The 15,029-nt window shown below is 64.6% G+C and carries 17 protein-coding genes and 1 pseudogene; 8 read left to right on the top strand and 10 right to left on the bottom strand.

The window, feature by feature from the left end; translation table 11 throughout:
* The first annotated feature begins 13 nt into the window (after nucleotides 1–13).
* The 6 genes from NNY25_RS09055 (at nucleotide 14) to NNY25_RS09030 (ending at nucleotide 5,284) form a co-directional block, all read left to right on the top strand.
* Complete coding sequence (locus NNY25_RS09055; RefSeq protein WP_265571032.1) at nucleotides 14–1,903, top strand: M48 family metallopeptidase; 1,890 nt, start codon at nucleotides 14–16, stop codon at nucleotides 1,901–1,903.
* A 57-nt stretch (nucleotides 1,904–1,960) separates the two neighbouring features.
* Complete coding sequence (locus NNY25_RS09050) at nucleotides 1,961–2,914, top strand: isopenicillin N synthase family dioxygenase (protein WP_265571031.1); 954 nt, start codon at nucleotides 1,961–1,963, stop codon at nucleotides 2,912–2,914.
* Nucleotides 2,915–2,955: 41 nt separating this feature from the next.
* Complete coding sequence (locus NNY25_RS09045; protein WP_265571522.1) at nucleotides 2,956–3,222, top strand: alkylphosphonate utilization protein; 267 nt, start codon at nucleotides 2,956–2,958, stop codon at nucleotides 3,220–3,222.
* Between the two features lie 539 nt (nucleotides 3,223–3,761).
* Complete coding sequence (locus NNY25_RS09040) at nucleotides 3,762–3,998, top strand: cold-shock protein (RefSeq protein ID WP_265571030.1); 237 nt, start codon at nucleotides 3,762–3,764, stop codon at nucleotides 3,996–3,998.
* Nucleotides 3,999–4,250: 252 nt separating this feature from the next.
* The gene (locus NNY25_RS09035; RefSeq protein ID WP_265571029.1) at nucleotides 4,251–4,487 is read left to right on the top strand and encodes a hypothetical protein; all 237 of its coding nucleotides are present in this window, start codon (nucleotides 4,251–4,253) and stop codon (nucleotides 4,485–4,487) included.
* Between the two features lie 629 nt (nucleotides 4,488–5,116).
* Nucleotides 5,117–5,284 carry a hypothetical protein gene (locus NNY25_RS09030; protein ID WP_265571028.1) on the top strand — a complete coding sequence of 56 codons (168 nt, stop codon included), beginning with the start codon at nucleotides 5,117–5,119 and terminating at the stop codon, nucleotides 5,282–5,284.
* Between the two features lie 163 nt (nucleotides 5,285–5,447).
* Here NNY25_RS09030 and NNY25_RS09025 read toward each other — a convergent pair whose 3' ends face one another.
* The 5 genes and pseudogenes from NNY25_RS09025 to NNY25_RS09005 form a co-directional block, all read right to left on the bottom strand.
* Nucleotides 5,448–5,687, bottom strand: a complete 240-nt coding sequence (locus NNY25_RS09025) for a hypothetical protein (protein WP_265571027.1) — start codon at nucleotides 5,685–5,687, stop codon at nucleotides 5,448–5,450.
* 184 nt (nucleotides 5,688–5,871) lie between these two features.
* A complete protein-coding gene (locus NNY25_RS09020) occupies nucleotides 5,872–6,078 on the bottom strand; it encodes a cold-shock protein (protein WP_265571026.1) in 207 nt (68 codons plus the stop codon).
* A 204-nt stretch (nucleotides 6,079–6,282) separates the two neighbouring features.
* Nucleotides 6,283–6,642, bottom strand: a pseudogene (locus NNY25_RS09015) (cytidine deaminase family protein); the annotation flags it as partial.
* Between the two features lie 49 nt (nucleotides 6,643–6,691).
* Nucleotides 6,692–7,423: a CPBP family intramembrane glutamic endopeptidase gene (locus tag NNY25_RS09010; RefSeq protein WP_265571025.1), complete on the bottom strand. Its 732-nt coding sequence runs from the start codon at nucleotides 7,421–7,423 to the stop codon at nucleotides 6,692–6,694.
* A 140-nt stretch (nucleotides 7,424–7,563) separates the two neighbouring features.
* The gene (locus tag NNY25_RS09005) at nucleotides 7,564–8,010 is read right to left on the bottom strand and encodes a cytidine deaminase (RefSeq protein ID WP_265571024.1); all 447 of its coding nucleotides are present in this window, start codon (nucleotides 8,008–8,010) and stop codon (nucleotides 7,564–7,566) included.
* Nucleotides 8,011–8,056: 46 nt separating this feature from the next.
* Here NNY25_RS09005 and NNY25_RS09000 point away from each other — a divergent pair, with 46 nt between their 5' ends.
* Nucleotides 8,057–9,787, top strand: a complete 1,731-nt coding sequence (locus tag NNY25_RS09000) for a bifunctional metallophosphatase/5'-nucleotidase (protein ID WP_265571023.1) — start codon at nucleotides 8,057–8,059, stop codon at nucleotides 9,785–9,787.
* On the opposite strand, the gene NNY25_RS08995 is transcribed toward NNY25_RS09000, so the two are convergent.
* On the bottom strand, nucleotides 9,784–11,235 hold the full coding sequence (locus NNY25_RS08995; RefSeq protein ID WP_265571022.1) for an AMP nucleosidase: 1,452 nt from the start codon (nucleotides 11,233–11,235) through the stop codon (nucleotides 9,784–9,786). The two genes, NNY25_RS09000 and NNY25_RS08995, sit on opposite strands and share 4 nt — an antisense overlap.
* 48 nt (nucleotides 11,236–11,283) lie before the next feature.
* Here NNY25_RS08995 and NNY25_RS08990 point away from each other — a divergent pair, with 48 nt between their 5' ends.
* Nucleotides 11,284–11,562 carry a DUF167 domain-containing protein gene (locus NNY25_RS08990; RefSeq protein WP_265571021.1) on the top strand — a complete coding sequence of 93 codons (279 nt, stop codon included), beginning with the start codon at nucleotides 11,284–11,286 and terminating at the stop codon, nucleotides 11,560–11,562.
* On the opposite strand, the gene NNY25_RS08985 is transcribed toward NNY25_RS08990, so the two are convergent.
* From NNY25_RS08985 to rplM, 4 genes are all read right to left on the bottom strand, one after another.
* A complete protein-coding gene (locus NNY25_RS08985; protein WP_265571020.1) occupies nucleotides 11,559–12,620 on the bottom strand; it encodes a winged helix-turn-helix domain-containing protein in 1,062 nt (353 codons plus the stop codon). The two genes, NNY25_RS08990 and NNY25_RS08985, sit on opposite strands and share 4 nt — an antisense overlap.
* The gene (locus NNY25_RS08980) at nucleotides 12,596–13,804 is read right to left on the bottom strand and encodes an NAD(P)/FAD-dependent oxidoreductase (RefSeq protein WP_265571019.1); all 1,209 of its coding nucleotides are present in this window, start codon (nucleotides 13,802–13,804) and stop codon (nucleotides 12,596–12,598) included. The genes NNY25_RS08985 and NNY25_RS08980 overlap by 25 nt, the downstream gene beginning before the upstream one ends.
* A gap of 105 nt (nucleotides 13,805–13,909) precedes the next feature.
* On the bottom strand, nucleotides 13,910–14,503 hold the full coding sequence (rpsI, locus tag NNY25_RS08975) for a 30S ribosomal protein S9 (RefSeq protein WP_265571018.1): 594 nt from the start codon (nucleotides 14,501–14,503) through the stop codon (nucleotides 13,910–13,912).
* Nucleotide 14,504: 1 nt separating this feature from the next.
* Nucleotides 14,505–14,984 (bottom strand): 50S ribosomal protein L13, encoded by a 480-nt coding sequence (rplM, locus tag NNY25_RS08970; protein WP_265571017.1) that lies wholly within the window; start codon nucleotides 14,982–14,984, stop codon nucleotides 14,505–14,507.
* Nucleotides 14,985–15,029: the final 45 nt, after the last annotated feature.

Raw genomic sequence — 15,029 nt, 5'->3', positions numbered from 1 at the left:
AGTGAGTATCGAGATGGCGTCTATCAGGCTCGATCGCGCGGGCGCGTGGGGCGAAACGCTTGGGATTCTGCCTCGCTACCAGCCCCTCGTCGAGCGGATGGAGCGGCAGGCCGAAACCGGAAGTCGCTCGCACGCGAGGCGCGTGCTGGCCGCGGGGCTGCTCGGCTACGTCTTCATCGGGGCGATCCTCGTCCTGCTGATCGGGACGGGCATAGCGATCGTGATGACCCTGATGAGCGGCGGGTCGCGCGGTGGTGCAGCCTTGATCAAGCTGCTGATCGTCGTCGGGCTGGCCGCCTTTGGGGTGATCAGGGCACTCAACCTGCCGAAATTGCCCGTTGACGGGGTCAGGCTCGAGCGTGCCGATGCGCCGCGCCTGTTCGATTTTCTCGATACGCTGGAGCGCGAAACGGGCGGACCGAGGCTCGACGAAGTCATCCTCAACGACGAACTCAACGCGGCCGTGTCGCAGCAGCCGCGCTTCGGGCCGTTCGGAAATGTCAGCCGCCTCTACTTGGGCCTCGACCTGCTTCACGCACTTCCGCCACGCGAGGTGCAAGCCGTGATCGCGCACGAATTCGGTCATTTCGCCGGCGATCACGGGCGCAGCGCGAGCTTCGTCTACCGGGTACGGATGCGCTGGTTCCGCCTGTCGCAGGAACTGCCGGACGGGATCGTCGCGGCCGGCCTGCGCAAGTTCTTCAACTGGTATTCGCCGTGGTTCGCCGCCTACAGCTTCACGCTTGCGCGGCGTCAGGAATATGAGGCGGACGCGGTCGCGGCGCGGTTGGTCGGGCCGAGCGAAGTCGCCAATGCCCTCAAGCGGCTCGACATGCAGGGCGCGCGCGCCGGGTTCCGCTGGGCAGAAGTATGGAATGGAGCGCCGCTCGGAGAGCCCATGCCCGAAAGCGCCTCGTCGCTGTCGGCACGCCATTTCCTCGAGCCGGGCGACACGGCCTGCGAGGACGTTGCGCGCAAGGCGCTCGAGGCCTCGCTCGCCGAGCACCCGGGACTCGACGACACGCATCCGACCCTGACGCAGCGCCTTGCGGCGCTCGGCGAGCCCGCTACCCCTCCGCCGCCTTACGAGCGGAGCGGCGCACGCGACCTCATCGCTCCGGCAGCGCTGGTCCGGTTGGAGGCGGAGTTCGACGCGCGCTGGCGCGAGCGGTGCGGCGAGAACTGGCTGGCACAGAAGGACATTCGCGAGGCGCTGCTTGACGAGATGGAGGCGCTCGAGGCGAAAGGCGTGGACGCATTGTCGAAAACGCAGCATCGGCGCCTTGCCGAATTGACTGGCGAGATCCGCGGCGACGAGGCGCGGGCCCAAGCCTATTCCGGCGTGGTGACGCGGTTCCCCGACGATCCGATCGTGTGCATGGAAGCGGGGCTGGCGTTAGCCGCGACGGACGACCGCGCGGCCGTCGTCCTGTTCGAACATGCTGCCGAGCTCGACCACGAAATGGGGCCAAACGCGCTCGCGATGGCACTCGACCTGCTCGAGCGGCTCGGCGACGAGGCCGGGTCGGAGCGCGTAGGGGCGAAGGTCGATCTCGCCGCTCAGCGTGCGGCGGATGCGCAGGACGAAAGCGCTCGACTTGACGGCAAGTGCGACTTTCGCGCCATCGATCCCGAGCTGCGCGAGGAAATTCTGGAGTGGATCGGCGACGTTGCCGGGCTCGAGCGCGTGCGCGTCGCGCATCGCATGCGCTCATTTTCGGTCTCGCCGCAGCTGGTCGTACTGTTCAAGTGTCGGAAAGGCTATGACGGGATGCAGATGGCCGCATTCCTGGTGGATGCGCTCGAGCGGTTCGGTGATGTCGTGGCGATCGAGGAAGCGTTCGCGCATGGCTGGCTCGCCCGCCGCTTGAAGAAACTCGAGGGCGCTCTGCTGATCGGCTGATTATCGTTTGACGACAATCAATTGCTTGGAAGGGAATGGGGCGCTAGAGCGCGCTCCATGAGCACCGATGTGATTACCAGCGACAAGGTCGCCACCGTTTCGCTTGCCGATGCCGAGAGCAATCCGGACAAGCTCGCCCAGGACCTCGGCAACAGCTTCGTCAATTACGGCTTTGCCATCGTGAAGGACCACGGCGTCCCGCAGGAACTCATCGACCGCGCCTACGAAAAGGCCGCGGCCTTCTTCGCGCTGCCCGAGGACGTCAAGCGTCGCTATCACATCGAGGGCGGGGGCGGCGCGCGCGGCTATACGCCGTTCGGGGTCGAGACCGCCAAGGGCCACAAGGCCTACGATCTGAAGGAATTCTACCATGTCGGGCGCGACCTGCCCGAAGGCCATCGCTTTCGCGACCACATGGGCGACAATGTCTGGCCCAAGGAAGTCGCCGAATTCGAGGAGACCTTCAAGGCGCTCTACGCCGAATTCGACAAGGCCGGCGCCAAGCTGCTGCGTGCGGTCGCGCGCTTCCTCGGCATCGACGAGGAATTTTTCGACGACGCGATCCGCGACGGCAACTCGGTGATGCGCATGCTGCATTACCCGCCGATCCCCGCGCAGCCGGGCGAGCATATCCGCGCGGGCGCGCATGGCGACATCAACGCGATCACGTTGCTGCTGGGCGCGGAAGAGGCGGGCCTCCAGCTGCTGACCAAGGATGGCGGCTGGATGGACGTGAAGCCCGGGCCGGGCGAACTGGCGATCAATATCGGCGATATGCTCGACCGGCTGACCAACGGCTATCTGCCCTCGACCCAGCACCGCGTGATCAACCCGGCGCCCGAGCGCGCCTCGTCGTCGCGCTACTCGATGCCCTTCTTCCTGCACTTCCGCAGCGACTTCCTGATCGAGGCGCTGCCCGGCTGCGTGCCCGAGGGCGAAGAGCCCAAGATGCCGCCGATCACGGCGGACGAATTCCTCCAGCAGCGCCTTCGCGAGATCAAGCTCAAGTGAGCGAGGAAGAATGGGTCTATGACGAGGTCTCGGGCGACTGGATGCCAGCGTCCGAACTCGCCGAAAAGCAGGCGGAACGTGCGTCCGCGGACCAGGTCGAGGTGCGCGATGCGGTGGGAAACCTTCTTGCCGATGGCGACCAGGTTACGCTGATCAAGGATCTCGACGTCAAGGGCGCGGGGCAGACGCTCAAGCGCGGCACGCTGATCAAGTCCATCCGGCTGACCGGCGATGCGCAGGAAATCGACTGCAAGTTCGACGGCATCAAGGGCCTCGTCCTGCGCGCGGAGTTCGTCCGCAAGCGCTAGGCGCAATGTCCATTAACGACCCAATTGCGGACGAAAGCGAGCGATTTCGTTGGGTTCAAAAAAAAACTGACGGCCGGCCTTACGAGGTCTTCAGTCCTTATGCCGATGGGGGGTATTTCTGCCGCCCTTTGGCTGTCTTATTTGTTTCGCATGTTTTCGAGGCCAGGGATTATCCCGGGCTTCTGGCTGGGCTGACTGGCATTGGTCTTCGGTCCCTTGTCGGTCTTAGGTTTGCGCGCCTCGCGCCCCCTTTTGTTGCGACGCTTCACCATGATGTATTCCTAACGGAACAGGATGTCCCACATCGTCTTGCGCCTAATCACAAAATAAAGCGATAAAAATGAGACCAGTGGAGTGAAATCGTTTCGGATTCACCATTGAATAATTGCAAATAGTGACTATTTATAAGTTAAGCTACCAAGCGCGATCGAACGTCCTGAGAGCGGCTTTATTGCTCTCCTCTCTTTCTTTTTCGTTTTCTTAGCCCGCGCATAGGCGGTCGATTTCGGCCGCACGCGCCGAAAAGAAAGACGCATGTTATGACCAATTATGGCAAGATCGCCTCCTATGACGCTACCAAGGGCACCGGCACGATTACCCCCGAAAAGGGCGGCGATGCGCTGATGTTCGCCAAGGCCGACCTCAAGCAGTCCGACAAGGAACCCCGCGTCGACCAGCGTTTCGGTTATGAAACCAAGACGGTCGACGGCGGCAAACGCCAAGCGGTGAACCTGCAGATGAGCCAGCCAGGCAACGACCAGAGTCGCGGTCACTAAACTTTCGCGGCCAAGAGCCCGGCTTCAGTAGCGAACCGTTCGGCGGCATGGCCTTGCCGGACGGGTCGCTGCTTCCTCCAGAAAGGTCCACGAGATGGATGTAAATCGCCTTCTCTATAATCACCAGCTTGCGAAGTTGAATGCGCAAGTGGCTCGTTCACACAGCGACCGAGAATTGTATCTCGATCTCGTCGACCTCTATGCTGGCCGCATTGCCGCTTGGCGGCACGCGAAAGGACTAGTTGAACGCGGTTGGCCAAGCCTTGGCGCTATCGAAAAAGAAGCTGCTTCAGCGTGAAGTCTATTCAAAAATCGAGCGAGCAAAAGAAGCGAGTCAACGCGTGGGAAAATGAAGGTGGCACAATTGTGCCTGAAGCCCGCACAGCGCTCCCTAAAGGCATCGAACGCATTGTTGTCACGCGATATCGGGTGGGGCCCTACACGTATGACAATTTGAGCGACGCCATTGCAGAAAGTCGTCGAAAATGACCCTGGTTGTAGCGAAGCAATAAGCATACGGAGATGGTGTCGTGTCCGCTTTCCACCCCGAAACCGACCATGCCGCGATCGACCCAAAAGCCGACAATGACAAGAGCTCCAAAAAGGCTTATGAGTTGAATATCGTAGGTCCTGCAGTCGGCCAATCTACGACTGAGAGACGACCGTCGCGCTCCCGTCGAATAGCGAGGAAGCGTTATCCCTCACGAGCAACTTTTGAGACTTCGAAAGCGGTCCATCGAACACCGTCGATTGGCTGAGAGGGCAACAAACCCAGTAGTCGCAAACATTCATCGGGCATTGGCCGCTCGGTATAATAGAAGGCTGCTCAATCAACTGTCGACAATCCTGCCAAGCGAACGGCCTCGTGAGCTTGCGCACTTGATTGGAGTCAGGTCGACTGTGAAGGTGGGCGCCCAGCGTCCCTAGAGAATAGTCAGAGCTTAAGCTGGACGACGGTTTCGACCACATCCTTTGCTCTTAATGACCCGATGCGGCATGCCTCTTTGGTCAATGCTCGGAATATCTGCTACAAGAGCCCATCACACGAAATTTGTCACCCAAGCATCCTGTGACCGTCGAGGACTAAGCATCGACGCTTGATTGCCAGGATGAGTAACATGGCCGACATCGACATTTTCAAAGCGCGTGAGAGACGTTGTCGCGTCCTGTCGCGCACCACCCAGAACCCAGATCTCAAATGGCTCTACTTGGAGACGGCGCGCCACTATCGCAAACTGATCGAATTTGGTGCGTACGACGCCAATGTGCGCGTGAGCTCGCGATGACTAGAGAAATAGATCACGATAAACTCGAACGTGAGGCCACCGATCGCTCCCGGGCAGCGAGTTCATCATACCTCCGTGCAATTTATCGCAGAATTGCGAAACGCCATTCCCAATTTGCCAAGCCAATCGACGGCGCCGTGGACGAGACTGAGCCGAAAAAAGCTTAGTCGCGTCCGCCTGGCATGGCGTCGGCAGCTTGCCGTGCCTGCTCAACGGCAAGGTCGGCCTTGCGCTGAGCATCCTTCGCCCGAAGTTCATCGCCGCGCGCCGATCGCTCAGCCAATTGCAGCCACGCGGCCTCCGCCCGCAAATGCCCATTGCGCACGTTCGCAAGGCTTTCCGCTTTTGCTCGCGTCGCTTCATGAGCAGCGCGTTCCAGAAAGAAGTCGGTTTGAATGGACATAATCAATCTCCTCGATTGCATGATGCTAGAAGAGACCAATGGGCCGGTCGCACCCTGAGGGCGCGTGACCACGAGCGACCGATAGCACCCTCACCTTAGAGCAAACATTGGCAACTGGCCATCGCATGAAAAAAAGGGCCTTCCGTCACCGGCAGGCCCTTTTCGTTTAATCGTCAATCGACGCTTAGAGCGCGACGAGATTGCAAGCGCTCTGCTTGCCCTTGTTATCGTCCTGAAGCTCGTAGCCGATACGCTGCCCCTCGTTCAGCACACCAAGGCCGGCAGCTTCCACGGCAGTGATGTGGACGAATGCGTCGCCACCGCCATTATCGGGGGTGATGAAGCCAAAGCCCTTCTGGGCGTTGAAAAATTTAACGGTACCTTCGGTCATGGGATATCTTCCTCATGGACCGGACCAATACGATCCGGCTTCAGGCTATAAGCAGCGATGTGAGGAAGAGAGGGCCCTAAGGCCAAATAGTCCGTGGTCGGCAACTGGTAGCTCGATCTTGATAAAGGAGCATTGGGGCGCTCGTAAGGCATGAAACAATGAAACCACCAATGTCCGCTTTCCACCCCCTTCCGGACGTTGCGATTATTCCGCGTCCTTGAGGTTTGCGGGGCCGAAGCCGTTGGGGATGAATTCGGAAATTTTCAGCCGCTCTAGCGCGGTGCCGTCGCCGTTGGAGGCGAGGATCTCGATGTCGCGGTTCGACAGATGCGCGGCCTCGAGGATCGCCTGCCGACAGCCGCCGCACGGGGTGACGGGCGCGCCGCCCTTGAGCGCTCCGCCCGACCCGTCGCCGCCTGCGACCGCGATGCGCGCGACCCTGTCCAATCCGAAAGCGTGCTGGGCGGTGGTGAGCGCGCTCTGCTCGGCGCACAGGCCGAGGCGATAGCAGGCGTTTTCCATGTTGGCGCCGGTGACGACCTCGCCATCCACGCTCTCGATCGCGCAGCCGACCGAAAAGCCCGAATAGGGCGCATAGGCCTTGAGCGCCGCGTTACGCGTGCGTCTGCGGTCGAGCGTCGCGCGGGCGGGCCAGCATTGTCACGACGCCAAGCGCGAGCGCGATCCGTAGAGCGCTAAACACCAGCTCGCCTTGCACGTCGAGGCCGAGCGGGTAGGCCATGTTCGCCATCAGGTGCAGCAGGATCGCGGCCAGGATACTGCCGCCGGTGCGCCGGTGGACCAGCGTCATGACGAGCGAAAGGGACAGGATTTGGACGATCCACGACAGGGTTGCGAAGCTCATGCCCTTGGCGTGCTGCGAAGTGCCTTCGACGAGGAAGAGGGGAAAGTGCCACGCGGCCCATACGAGCCCGAGCATAACGCTGGCGCGAACAGCACTGCCTTTCGCAATTAGCCCGTCGAGTGCGTATCCACGCCAGCCGGGTTCTTCGCTCAGTGGTCCGCCAATCAGCATCAGCCCGAGCAGTCCCGCGCCGCCCGATAATGTGGCGAAACCGCCGAGATAGTCGCTCGCTTTCGCCGGATCACCGCCCAGCGCTGCGTGGACCCAAAGGCCCGTGACGAGGAGCGCGGGAAACACCAGCAGGATGAACGGAAGCCAGCGTAGTAACGCCCCGTCGACCCGCACGAAACGGAGGAGGAAGTCGGCCAGCCCGCGCCCCCCCTCGCGCGCCACGATAAGAACGAGCGCAGCGATGGCCGGACCGAACGATCCCGCGAACAGCACCGGGACGAAGAGCGCGTCGTCTAGAGGAGCGAACAACAGCAGGCTCCAGACCAGCCAAGAGAAACCGAAGGAGATCGCGAAGAATGCACCAAGCGCGCGAGGACGAGGGACGGCAGTAGACATGGAACGCAACACTCCAGGGGTCGATAGTCTATGAAGTAGGAGGCGGAAGGCCGTTAGCGGTCCGCGTCCTTGAGGTTTTCCGGCCCAAAGCCGTGCGGGATAAGCGACCGGATGCGCAACGTCTCGTGGACGCTGCCGTCGCCGCTCGCCGCGTAGATCTCGATATCGCGGCCCGACAGATGCGAGGCCTCGAGGATCGCCTGGCGGCAGCCGCCGCACGGCGTGACCGACTGTTCGCCCTGCAATTCCTCACCCGACCCGTCGCCGCCCGCGACCGCGATGCGTGCGACACGCGCGAGCCCGAAAGCATGCTGGGCGGTGGTCAGCGCGCTCTGCTCGGCGCACAGGCCGAGGCGGTAGCAGGCATTTTCCATGTTGGCGCCGGTGACGATTTCGCCATCCACGCTCTCGATCGCGCAGCCGACCGAAAAGCCCGAATAGGGCGCATAGGCCTTGAGCGCGGCGGAACGGGCGAGGGCGATCAGCTCTTTTTCGGTCATGACAGGAGCTTTAGGGGGCGCTAGCGCGTCCCGCAAAGGAGAAATCATGCGCCTCGTTCCGACCCTGCTTGCCGCCTCCCTGCTCGCCGCCTGCGCGCCGACGCCCGACGTGCGCACGGCCCAGACGCCGCCGCCGATGCTCGAGGAAGTGCAGGTGCTGGCGATCAACGACTTCCACGGCCGGCTCGAAGCGCCGGGCCGCGCGATCCCGGTGCGACTGGCCGACGGCACGCGCGCGCTGGTGCCCAGCGGAGGCGCGGCCTATCTCGCGGGCGCGCTCGATGCGCTCGACGCCAAGGTGCCGGGCGAGGCGCTGCGCGTGGCGGCGGGCGACATGATCGGGGCGAGCCCGCTGGCGAGCGCATTGTTCCTCGACGAGCCGACCATCGACGTGCTCGAGATGATGGAGCTCGATTACAGCGCGCTCGGCAATCACGAGTTCGACAAGGGCATCGCCGAACTGCTGCGGCTGACCAAGGGCGGGTGCGAGATGTTCACCAAGGTGACGCCGTGCGCGCTCGACGGAAGCTATGACGGGGCCGATTTCACCTATCTCGCGGCCAACGTGTTCCTCGAGGATGGAAATACGCTGTTCCCCGACGCGGCGGTCGAACAGGTCGGCGGGCACACGATCGGGATCATCGGGCTGCCGCTCGCCGGCGTGCCGGGGCTGGTCGCGCCCAATCTCGTCGACGGGCTTCGCTTTGCCGACGAGGTCGAGACCGCCAACGCGCTGGTGCCGCACCTGAAGGAAATGGGCGCCGAGACGATCGTCCTCCTGATCCACGAAGGCGGGCAGGTCGGCGGGGAATGGGACGATCCCGCCTGTCCCGAGTTGTCGGGCGCAGTGGTCGACATGCTGGATGGGCTCGACCCCGCGATTGGCGTGATCGCGTCGGGCCACACGCACAACGCCTATAGCTGCCAGGTGCCGATGCCTAACGGGATGCCGGGAACGCGCCTTCTGACGAGCGCGGGGGCCTATGGCGCGCTGGTGACCGACATCCGCTTGCACTTCGCCAAGGACGGCGGCCAGTTCGTCGGCGCGACCGGCCAGAATGTCGCGGTGCAGGGCGATGCCTTTCGCGATCGCGACGGGGCGCTGGTGCTGCCCAATGACGGTTATGCACGCTTTGCGCCCGATCCCGAGGTGGCCGCGCTGGTGGCGCGCGTCGTCGAGAAAGCGCGCCCGCTCGCCGAGCGGGTGGTCGGGAGCCTCGAAGGCTCGGTCTCGAAGGACGATGCGACCGCGGGCTACCTGATCGCCGATGCGCAGTGGGCTGCGACCGCCGATCCGGCCAATGGCGGGGCACAGCTGGCGCTGATGAACGCGGGCGGGGTGCGCACCGACCTCGCCGCCGGGACGGTGACCTACGGCCAGATTTTCGCGCTACAACCCTTCCAGAACTCGCTGATGACGTTGAGCCTGACGGGCGCGCAGCTGAAAGCCGTGCTCGAACAGGGCGTTGCGGGCGAGGGAATGCCGCGCTTCATCCGCCCGAGCCGCCAACTCGCCTACAGTTTCGACCGTTCTCGCCCGGAAGGCGCGCGCATCGTCGAGCTGACGTTCGAAGGTGCGCCGGTCGACCCGGCGGCGACCTACCGCGTTACCGCCAACAATTTCATCGCCTATGGCGGCGATGGCTACACGGTGCTGCGCGAAGGCACCGATGCGACCGGTGCGGGCACCGACGTCGAGGCTTTGGCGGCGTGGCTCGCGGACGGACGCGCCGCGCCCGAGGCCGGACGCGTGCGCGACGTGACGCCCGCCAACTAGCGCAGCGGAGGTTCGTCGAAGCTCCTGAGCTTGCGGCTGTGTAGCCCGTCGCCCTCGTGGCGCAGGATGTCGAGCGCCTTGATGCCGGTGCGAAGGTGCTGGCCGATCGCCTTTTCGTAGAAGGCGTTGGCCTGGCCCGGCAGCTTCAATTCGCCGTGGAGCGGCTTGTCCGAGACGCATAGCAGCGTGCCGTAGGGGACGCGGAAGCGGTAGCCCTGCGCGGCGATGGTCGCCGATTCCATGTCGATCCCGACCGCGCGGCTCTGGTTGAAGCGCAAGGCGGACAGCGTGTAGCGCAGCTCCCAGTTGCGGTCGTCGGTGGTGACCACGGTGCCGGTGCGCAGCCGCTTCTTGAGGTCGTCCTCGCTCTCCCCGGTGACTTCGCGCGCGGCGTCGAACAGGGCGGTCTGGACCTCGGCGATGGCGGGGATCGGGATTTCGACCGGCAGCACCTCGTCGAGCACATGATCGTCGCGCAAGTAAGCGTGGGCGAGGACATAGTCGCCGATCGTCTGGCTGGGGCGCAGGCCGCCGCAATGGCCGATCATCAGCCACGCCTCGGGGCGGAGCACCGCGATATGATCGCAGATCGTCTTGGCGTTGGACGGGCCGACGCCGATGTTGACGAGGGTCACGCCGGTGCCGTTCGCGGCCATCAGATGGTAGGCCGGCATCTGGTGGCGGCGCCAGACGCCCGCGGCGATCTCGGCCTCGGCATTTTCGAGCTGGCCGGGTTCGTAATAGCCGCCCGGGACCGAAAAACCGGTGAAGCGGCTGTCGTCCGAGCGCAATTCCTCGACCGCGAAGCGCACGAACTCGTCGACGTAGCGGACATAGTTGGTGAACAGCACATAATGCTGGAAATGCTCGGCCGGGGTGCCGGTATAATGCTTGAGACGCGCGAGGCTGAAGTCGGTGCGCGGGCCGTCGAACAGGGCGAGCGGGCGCGTGGGGGCGAGGGTGAAGTCCCAGTCGCCGTCGGCCACCTCGTCGCCGATGTGGAACAGGTCGGTCGAGGGCAGCCAGCGCGACAGTTCGGCGGTCGAGATGCCTTCGAGGTCGAGGTTCGAGCCGTCGAGCACGTAGGGGTAGGGGATCTCGCTTGCCGACTTCCCGACGCTGACCTTGACCGGATAGTCGCGCATCAGGTGGTCGAGCTGTTCCTTGAGATAGGCGCGGAACAGGGCGGGGCGCGCGATCGAGGCGGTATAGATGCCGGGCGTGTTGAGGCGCGCAAAGGCGCGGGCCGGGGTCGGCGGCGGCATCGCGGGGTCGTATTCGATCCGCAGCTCGGGATAGGAGAAGGCGCCGGCGTCGCGGTCCTTCAGGGAGGGGCGGGTTCCGTCTTTCGCGTAGGCCTCAAGCGCGTCGCGGAGGTTGGAAACGGACCTGGCGTAAATGGCTTCCAGTTCGTCGAGGAAGCCTTCGATCTTCTTTTCGTTCTTCATGAGGCGCCCGCTTGGGCCAAAAGCCAAAATCTGGCAAGCCCTCCAGTCATGGAAGCGTCATCGATCATCGCCGTGCGGGTGACGCCGCGCAGCGCCAGGCCCGGGGTGGGCGGCTGGCGTCCGACCGCGGACGGGCGCGAGGCGCTCGAGGTGCGCGTCGCCGCCGCGCCCGCCGACGGGGCGGCCAATGCGGAACTGGTGAAACTGCTCGCCAAGGCGCTGAGCGTGCCCAAGTCGGCGATCGACATCGTCTCGGGCGAGACGAGCCGGTTGAAGCGCGTGTCGGTGCCGCTGGCGACCGACGAGATCCACATGCGGCTGGGCTAGGCGCGCTGCCGCAAGGCAAAGAGCAGCGCGGCGGCGATGCAGCCGCCGAACAACAGGCCTTCGAGCGCCGCGGTCAGCGCGGTCGAAAGCGGGCCGAACTGCGCTTCGCCGACGAGGTGCGCGAGCCGGTCAAGGTCGAGGCGCGAACCGTCGAAATTGCGCGACAAGGCGGCGAGGCTGCCGGCCATCAACGTGCCGCCGAACAAGGCGATGGCAAGTCCTGCGAAGGCGCCGCTGGCCGCGCCGAGGCCGATCGCGCGGCGCGGAGAAGCGAGGCCGTCCGGGCGCAGCGCGGCCCACGCGCCGACCCCGACGGCAAGGCCGAGGAGCGAGCCCTCGAACCCGCCCGTCATGCGCGCGGGCGCCTGGCCGAAGAGAAGTGTGAAGGCGTCGATGCCGAGCAGGCGGGCGAAGGTGCCGACGAGCAGCCCGCCGATCGCGCCGCCCGCCATCAGGAAGGGAAGCGCGGCGCCCTTGAGGCGATGGGCCAGCGCGATGCCCGCCGAAACCCCTGCGCCGCCCGCAAGGCCGACGAGGATGTTGAGCGAGACGAGCACGACGAGCACCGAGGCGGCGCCCATGCCGGGGGCGAGCGGCTGGCTAGTCCCGCCGAGGCCGTAGAGAAGACCGCCCAGAAGGCCCGCCATGCCGCCGCCGATCGTGCCCGAGGCGGCGAGGCCGAGCCAGTCGGTCGCCGGGCGGGAAGCAGCTGGCGCGGGCGTGTCGGCGCTCTCAACGGGGGCGATGAAGCGGTAGCCGTGCTTGGGGACGGTCTCGATGTAGCGCGGGGCATTGGCGTCGTCGCCCAAGGCCTGGCGCAGCTTGCGGATGGCTTGGGTGAGCGCCTCGTCGGTGACGGGAACGCCGTTCCAGGCGGTGTCGAGAAATTCGTCCTTGGTGACGAGATCGCCCGGGCGCTGCGCCATCAGCGCGAGCGCGTCGAGATAGCGAGCGTTCAAGTCGACCGGCGCGCCCTTGTCGAGCAGGCGGCGGTTGGCGATGTCGAGGGTGAAGTCGCCGAAGCGCAAGGGGCTCACGCCCCCGGATGGACCAGCCATTCGCGCCCCTTCAGCATCGCGTTCCAATAGACCCACGGCAGCACGTCCGCCTTCAGCTTCCACGACAGGCTGCTCGGTTTCGTGCCCTCGATCAGCCAGGACGGGAAGGTCGGCAAGAGCTTACCGCCATAGCCGAACTCGGCGAGGACGATCTTGCCGTGTTCGACCGTGAGCGGGCAGCTGCCATAGCCGTCATACTTGGCCGACGGCTCCTTGCCGTCGAGCACGGCGAGCGCGTTGACGGCGGCGATCGGCGCCTGCTTGCGCGCGGCGGCAGCGGTCTTGGCGTTGGGCATCGAGCCGCAATCGCCCAGCGCGAAGATGTCGAGATAGCGCTTGTGGCGCAGCGTCGCGTCGTCGACCTCGACATAGCCGCTTTCCGCCGCGAGCGGGCTCTGCGCGATGAAGTCGGGGGCCTTCTGGAAGGGCGTGACGTGGAGCATGTCGAAGTCGCGCACGACCTCGCCCGCTTCGGTCTTGAAGGTCGCCTTTTGCGCCGGCCCGTCGACCGCCACGAGGGTCGAGCCGAACTTGAGGCCGATGCCGTAGCGCTCGACATATTCCATCAGCGCGGGGACGTAGGCCTCGACCCCGAACAGGACCGGGCCGGCATTGTGGAATTCAACCTTCATGTCCTTGAGGACGCCGCGCTGTTCGAAGCGGCTGCACGAGAGATACATCGCCTTTTGCGGCGCGCCGGCGCACTTGATCGGCATCGGCGGCTGGGTGAACAGCGCGGTGCCGCGCTCGAGCCGGTTGACCAGCTCCCACGTGTAGGGGGCAAGGTCGTAGCGATAGTTGGAGGTGACGCCGTTCTGGCCGAGCGTCGCTTCGAGCCCGTCGATGCGGCCCCAGTCGAGGGTCAGGCCCGCCGCCACGATCAAGAGCTTGTAGGAGACGGTCGAGCCATCCTCGAGCGTGACCTGGTGGGCGTCGGGCTGGAAGGAGGCGCAGCGGGCTTTGATCCAGGTGACGCCTGCGGGCATCACGTCGGCTTCGCGGCGGTGCGTGTCTTCCTTGTTGAAAATTCCCCCGCCGACCATCGTCCAGCCGGGCTGGTAGTAATGATCCTCGGACGGTTCGACGATGGCGATGTCGAGGCCCGCGCGGCGCTGGAGCAGCGAGGCCGCGGTCGCGATCCCTGCCGCGCCGCCGCCGATAATGAGAATGTCGTGTGATGCCATCGATGCGCCTCCCGTGGTTGGTCGGGAGATTGCGCCAGCTCAGGACAAAAGAAAAGGGCGCCCCCGCGAAGGGACGCCCCGATCTTGTCGCCAGTGGCGAAGCGCTTAGCGCTTCGAGAACTGGAACGAACGGCGGGCCTTGGCCTTGCCGTATTTCTTACGCTCGACCACGCGGCTGTCGCGGGTGAGGAACCCGGCGCGCTTGACGGTGGTGCGCAGCGCCGGCTCGTAGCGGCTCAGCGCCTGGGCGATGCCGTGCAGCACCGCGCCGGCCTGACCCGACAGGCCGCCGCCCTTGACGGTGGCGACGACGTCATACTGGCCAACGCGATCGGTGATACCGAACGGCTGGTTGATGACGAGACGCTGCGTCGGACGCGCGAAGTAGACCGCCTGGTCGCGGCCGTTGACGGTAATCTTGCCCGAGCCCCGCTTGAGCCAGACGCGCGCAACGGCGTCCTTGCGGCGGCCGGTCGCATAGGCGCGGCCATGCTCGTCAAGCTCCTGCTCGCGCAGGGGGGCTTCGACGACCGGGGTCTCGACGACGGTTTCTTCCGCCGCGGTCTCGGCCGGGGCGTCTGCCGCCTGCTCTTCGGTCTGGGTTTCGGCCTTGGTGTCGGCCTTCTTGGTCGCCTTCTTTTCGGCTTCCTGATCCTTGGTCAGGTCGCCCAGGTCAGCGAGAGACTTCTTGTCGGCCATGTTATGCGCCCACCTTGTTCTTGCGGTTCATCGACGCGACGTCGAGGACTTCGGGGTTCTGACCGGCATGCGGATGCTCGGTCCCGTTGTAGAGGTGCAGGTTCTTCATGACCGCACGGCCGAGGGGACCGCGGGGAACCATGTTCTTGACCGCCGCCTCAAGCACGCGCTCGGGGAACTTGCCCTCCATGATCTTGGCAGGCGTGGTTTCCTTGATGCCGCCGGCATAGCCGGTGTGCTTGTAATACTTCTTGGTCTGCGCCTTGTTCGAGGTGAAGCGGACCTTGTCGGCATTGATGACGACGACATGGTCGCCATTGTCGACGTGCGGCGTGAAGCTGGCTTTGTGCTTGCCGCGGATGAGGTTGGCGATGATCACGGCAACGCGGCCGACGACCAGCCCCTCGGCATCGATCAGATGCCACTTCTTTTCGACCTCGGCCGGTTTCGCCGGCTTGGTGGTCTTCATGAGGGCCTTCATGGCAATTCCTTCGTGGAATTTTGGTGAAACGAAACATAGCGCCTC

This window comes from Sphingomicrobium nitratireducens, assembly GCF_026157035.1.
Taxonomy (GTDB): Bacteria; Pseudomonadota; Alphaproteobacteria; order Sphingomonadales; family Sphingomonadaceae; genus Sphingomicrobium; species Sphingomicrobium nitratireducens.
This window is presented reverse-complemented; position numbering and strand designations above follow the sequence as displayed.

What these genes read in the sequence shown, in the direction of transcription:
- NNY25_RS09055 (WP_265571032.1), top strand. Translation starts at nt 14, where the DNA reads ATGGCGTCTATCAGGCTCGATCGCGCGGGCGCGTGGGGCGAAACGCTT.
- NNY25_RS09050 (WP_265571031.1), top strand. Translation starts at nt 1,961, where the DNA reads ATGAGCACCGATGTGATTACCAGCGACAAGGTCGCCACCGTTTCGCTT.
- NNY25_RS09045 (WP_265571522.1), top strand. Translation starts at nt 2,956, where the DNA reads ATGCCAGCGTCCGAACTCGCCGAAAAGCAGGCGGAACGTGCGTCCGCG.
- NNY25_RS09040 (WP_265571030.1), top strand. Translation starts at nt 3,762, where the DNA reads ATGACCAATTATGGCAAGATCGCCTCCTATGACGCTACCAAGGGCACC.
- NNY25_RS09030 (WP_265571028.1), top strand. Translation starts at nt 5,117, where the DNA reads ATGGCCGACATCGACATTTTCAAAGCGCGTGAGAGACGTTGTCGCGTC.
- NNY25_RS09025 (WP_265571027.1), bottom strand. Translation starts at nt 5,687, where the DNA reads ATGTCCATTCAAACCGACTTCTTTCTGGAACGCGCTGCTCATGAAGCG.
- NNY25_RS09020 (WP_265571026.1), bottom strand. Translation starts at nt 6,078, where the DNA reads ATGACCGAAGGTACCGTTAAATTTTTCAACGCCCAGAAGGGCTTTGGC.
- NNY25_RS09005 (WP_265571024.1), bottom strand. Translation starts at nt 8,010, where the DNA reads ATGACCGAAAAAGAGCTGATCGCCCTCGCCCGTTCCGCCGCGCTCAAG.
- NNY25_RS09000 (WP_265571023.1), top strand. Translation starts at nt 8,057, where the DNA reads ATGCGCCTCGTTCCGACCCTGCTTGCCGCCTCCCTGCTCGCCGCCTGC.
- NNY25_RS08995 (WP_265571022.1), bottom strand. Translation starts at nt 11,235, where the DNA reads ATGAAGAACGAAAAGAAGATCGAAGGCTTCCTCGACGAACTGGAAGCC.
- NNY25_RS08990 (WP_265571021.1), top strand. Translation starts at nt 11,284, where the DNA reads ATGGAAGCGTCATCGATCATCGCCGTGCGGGTGACGCCGCGCAGCGCC.
- NNY25_RS08985 (WP_265571020.1), bottom strand. Translation starts at nt 12,620, where the DNA reads ATGGCTGGTCCATCCGGGGGCGTGAGCCCCTTGCGCTTCGGCGACTTC.
- NNY25_RS08980 (WP_265571019.1), bottom strand. Translation starts at nt 13,804, where the DNA reads ATGGCATCACACGACATTCTCATTATCGGCGGCGGCGCGGCAGGGATC.
- rpsI (WP_265571018.1), bottom strand. Translation starts at nt 14,503, where the DNA reads ATGGCCGACAAGAAGTCTCTCGCTGACCTGGGCGACCTGACCAAGGAT.
- rplM (WP_265571017.1), bottom strand. Translation starts at nt 14,984, where the DNA reads ATGAAGGCCCTCATGAAGACCACCAAGCCGGCGAAACCGGCCGAGGTC.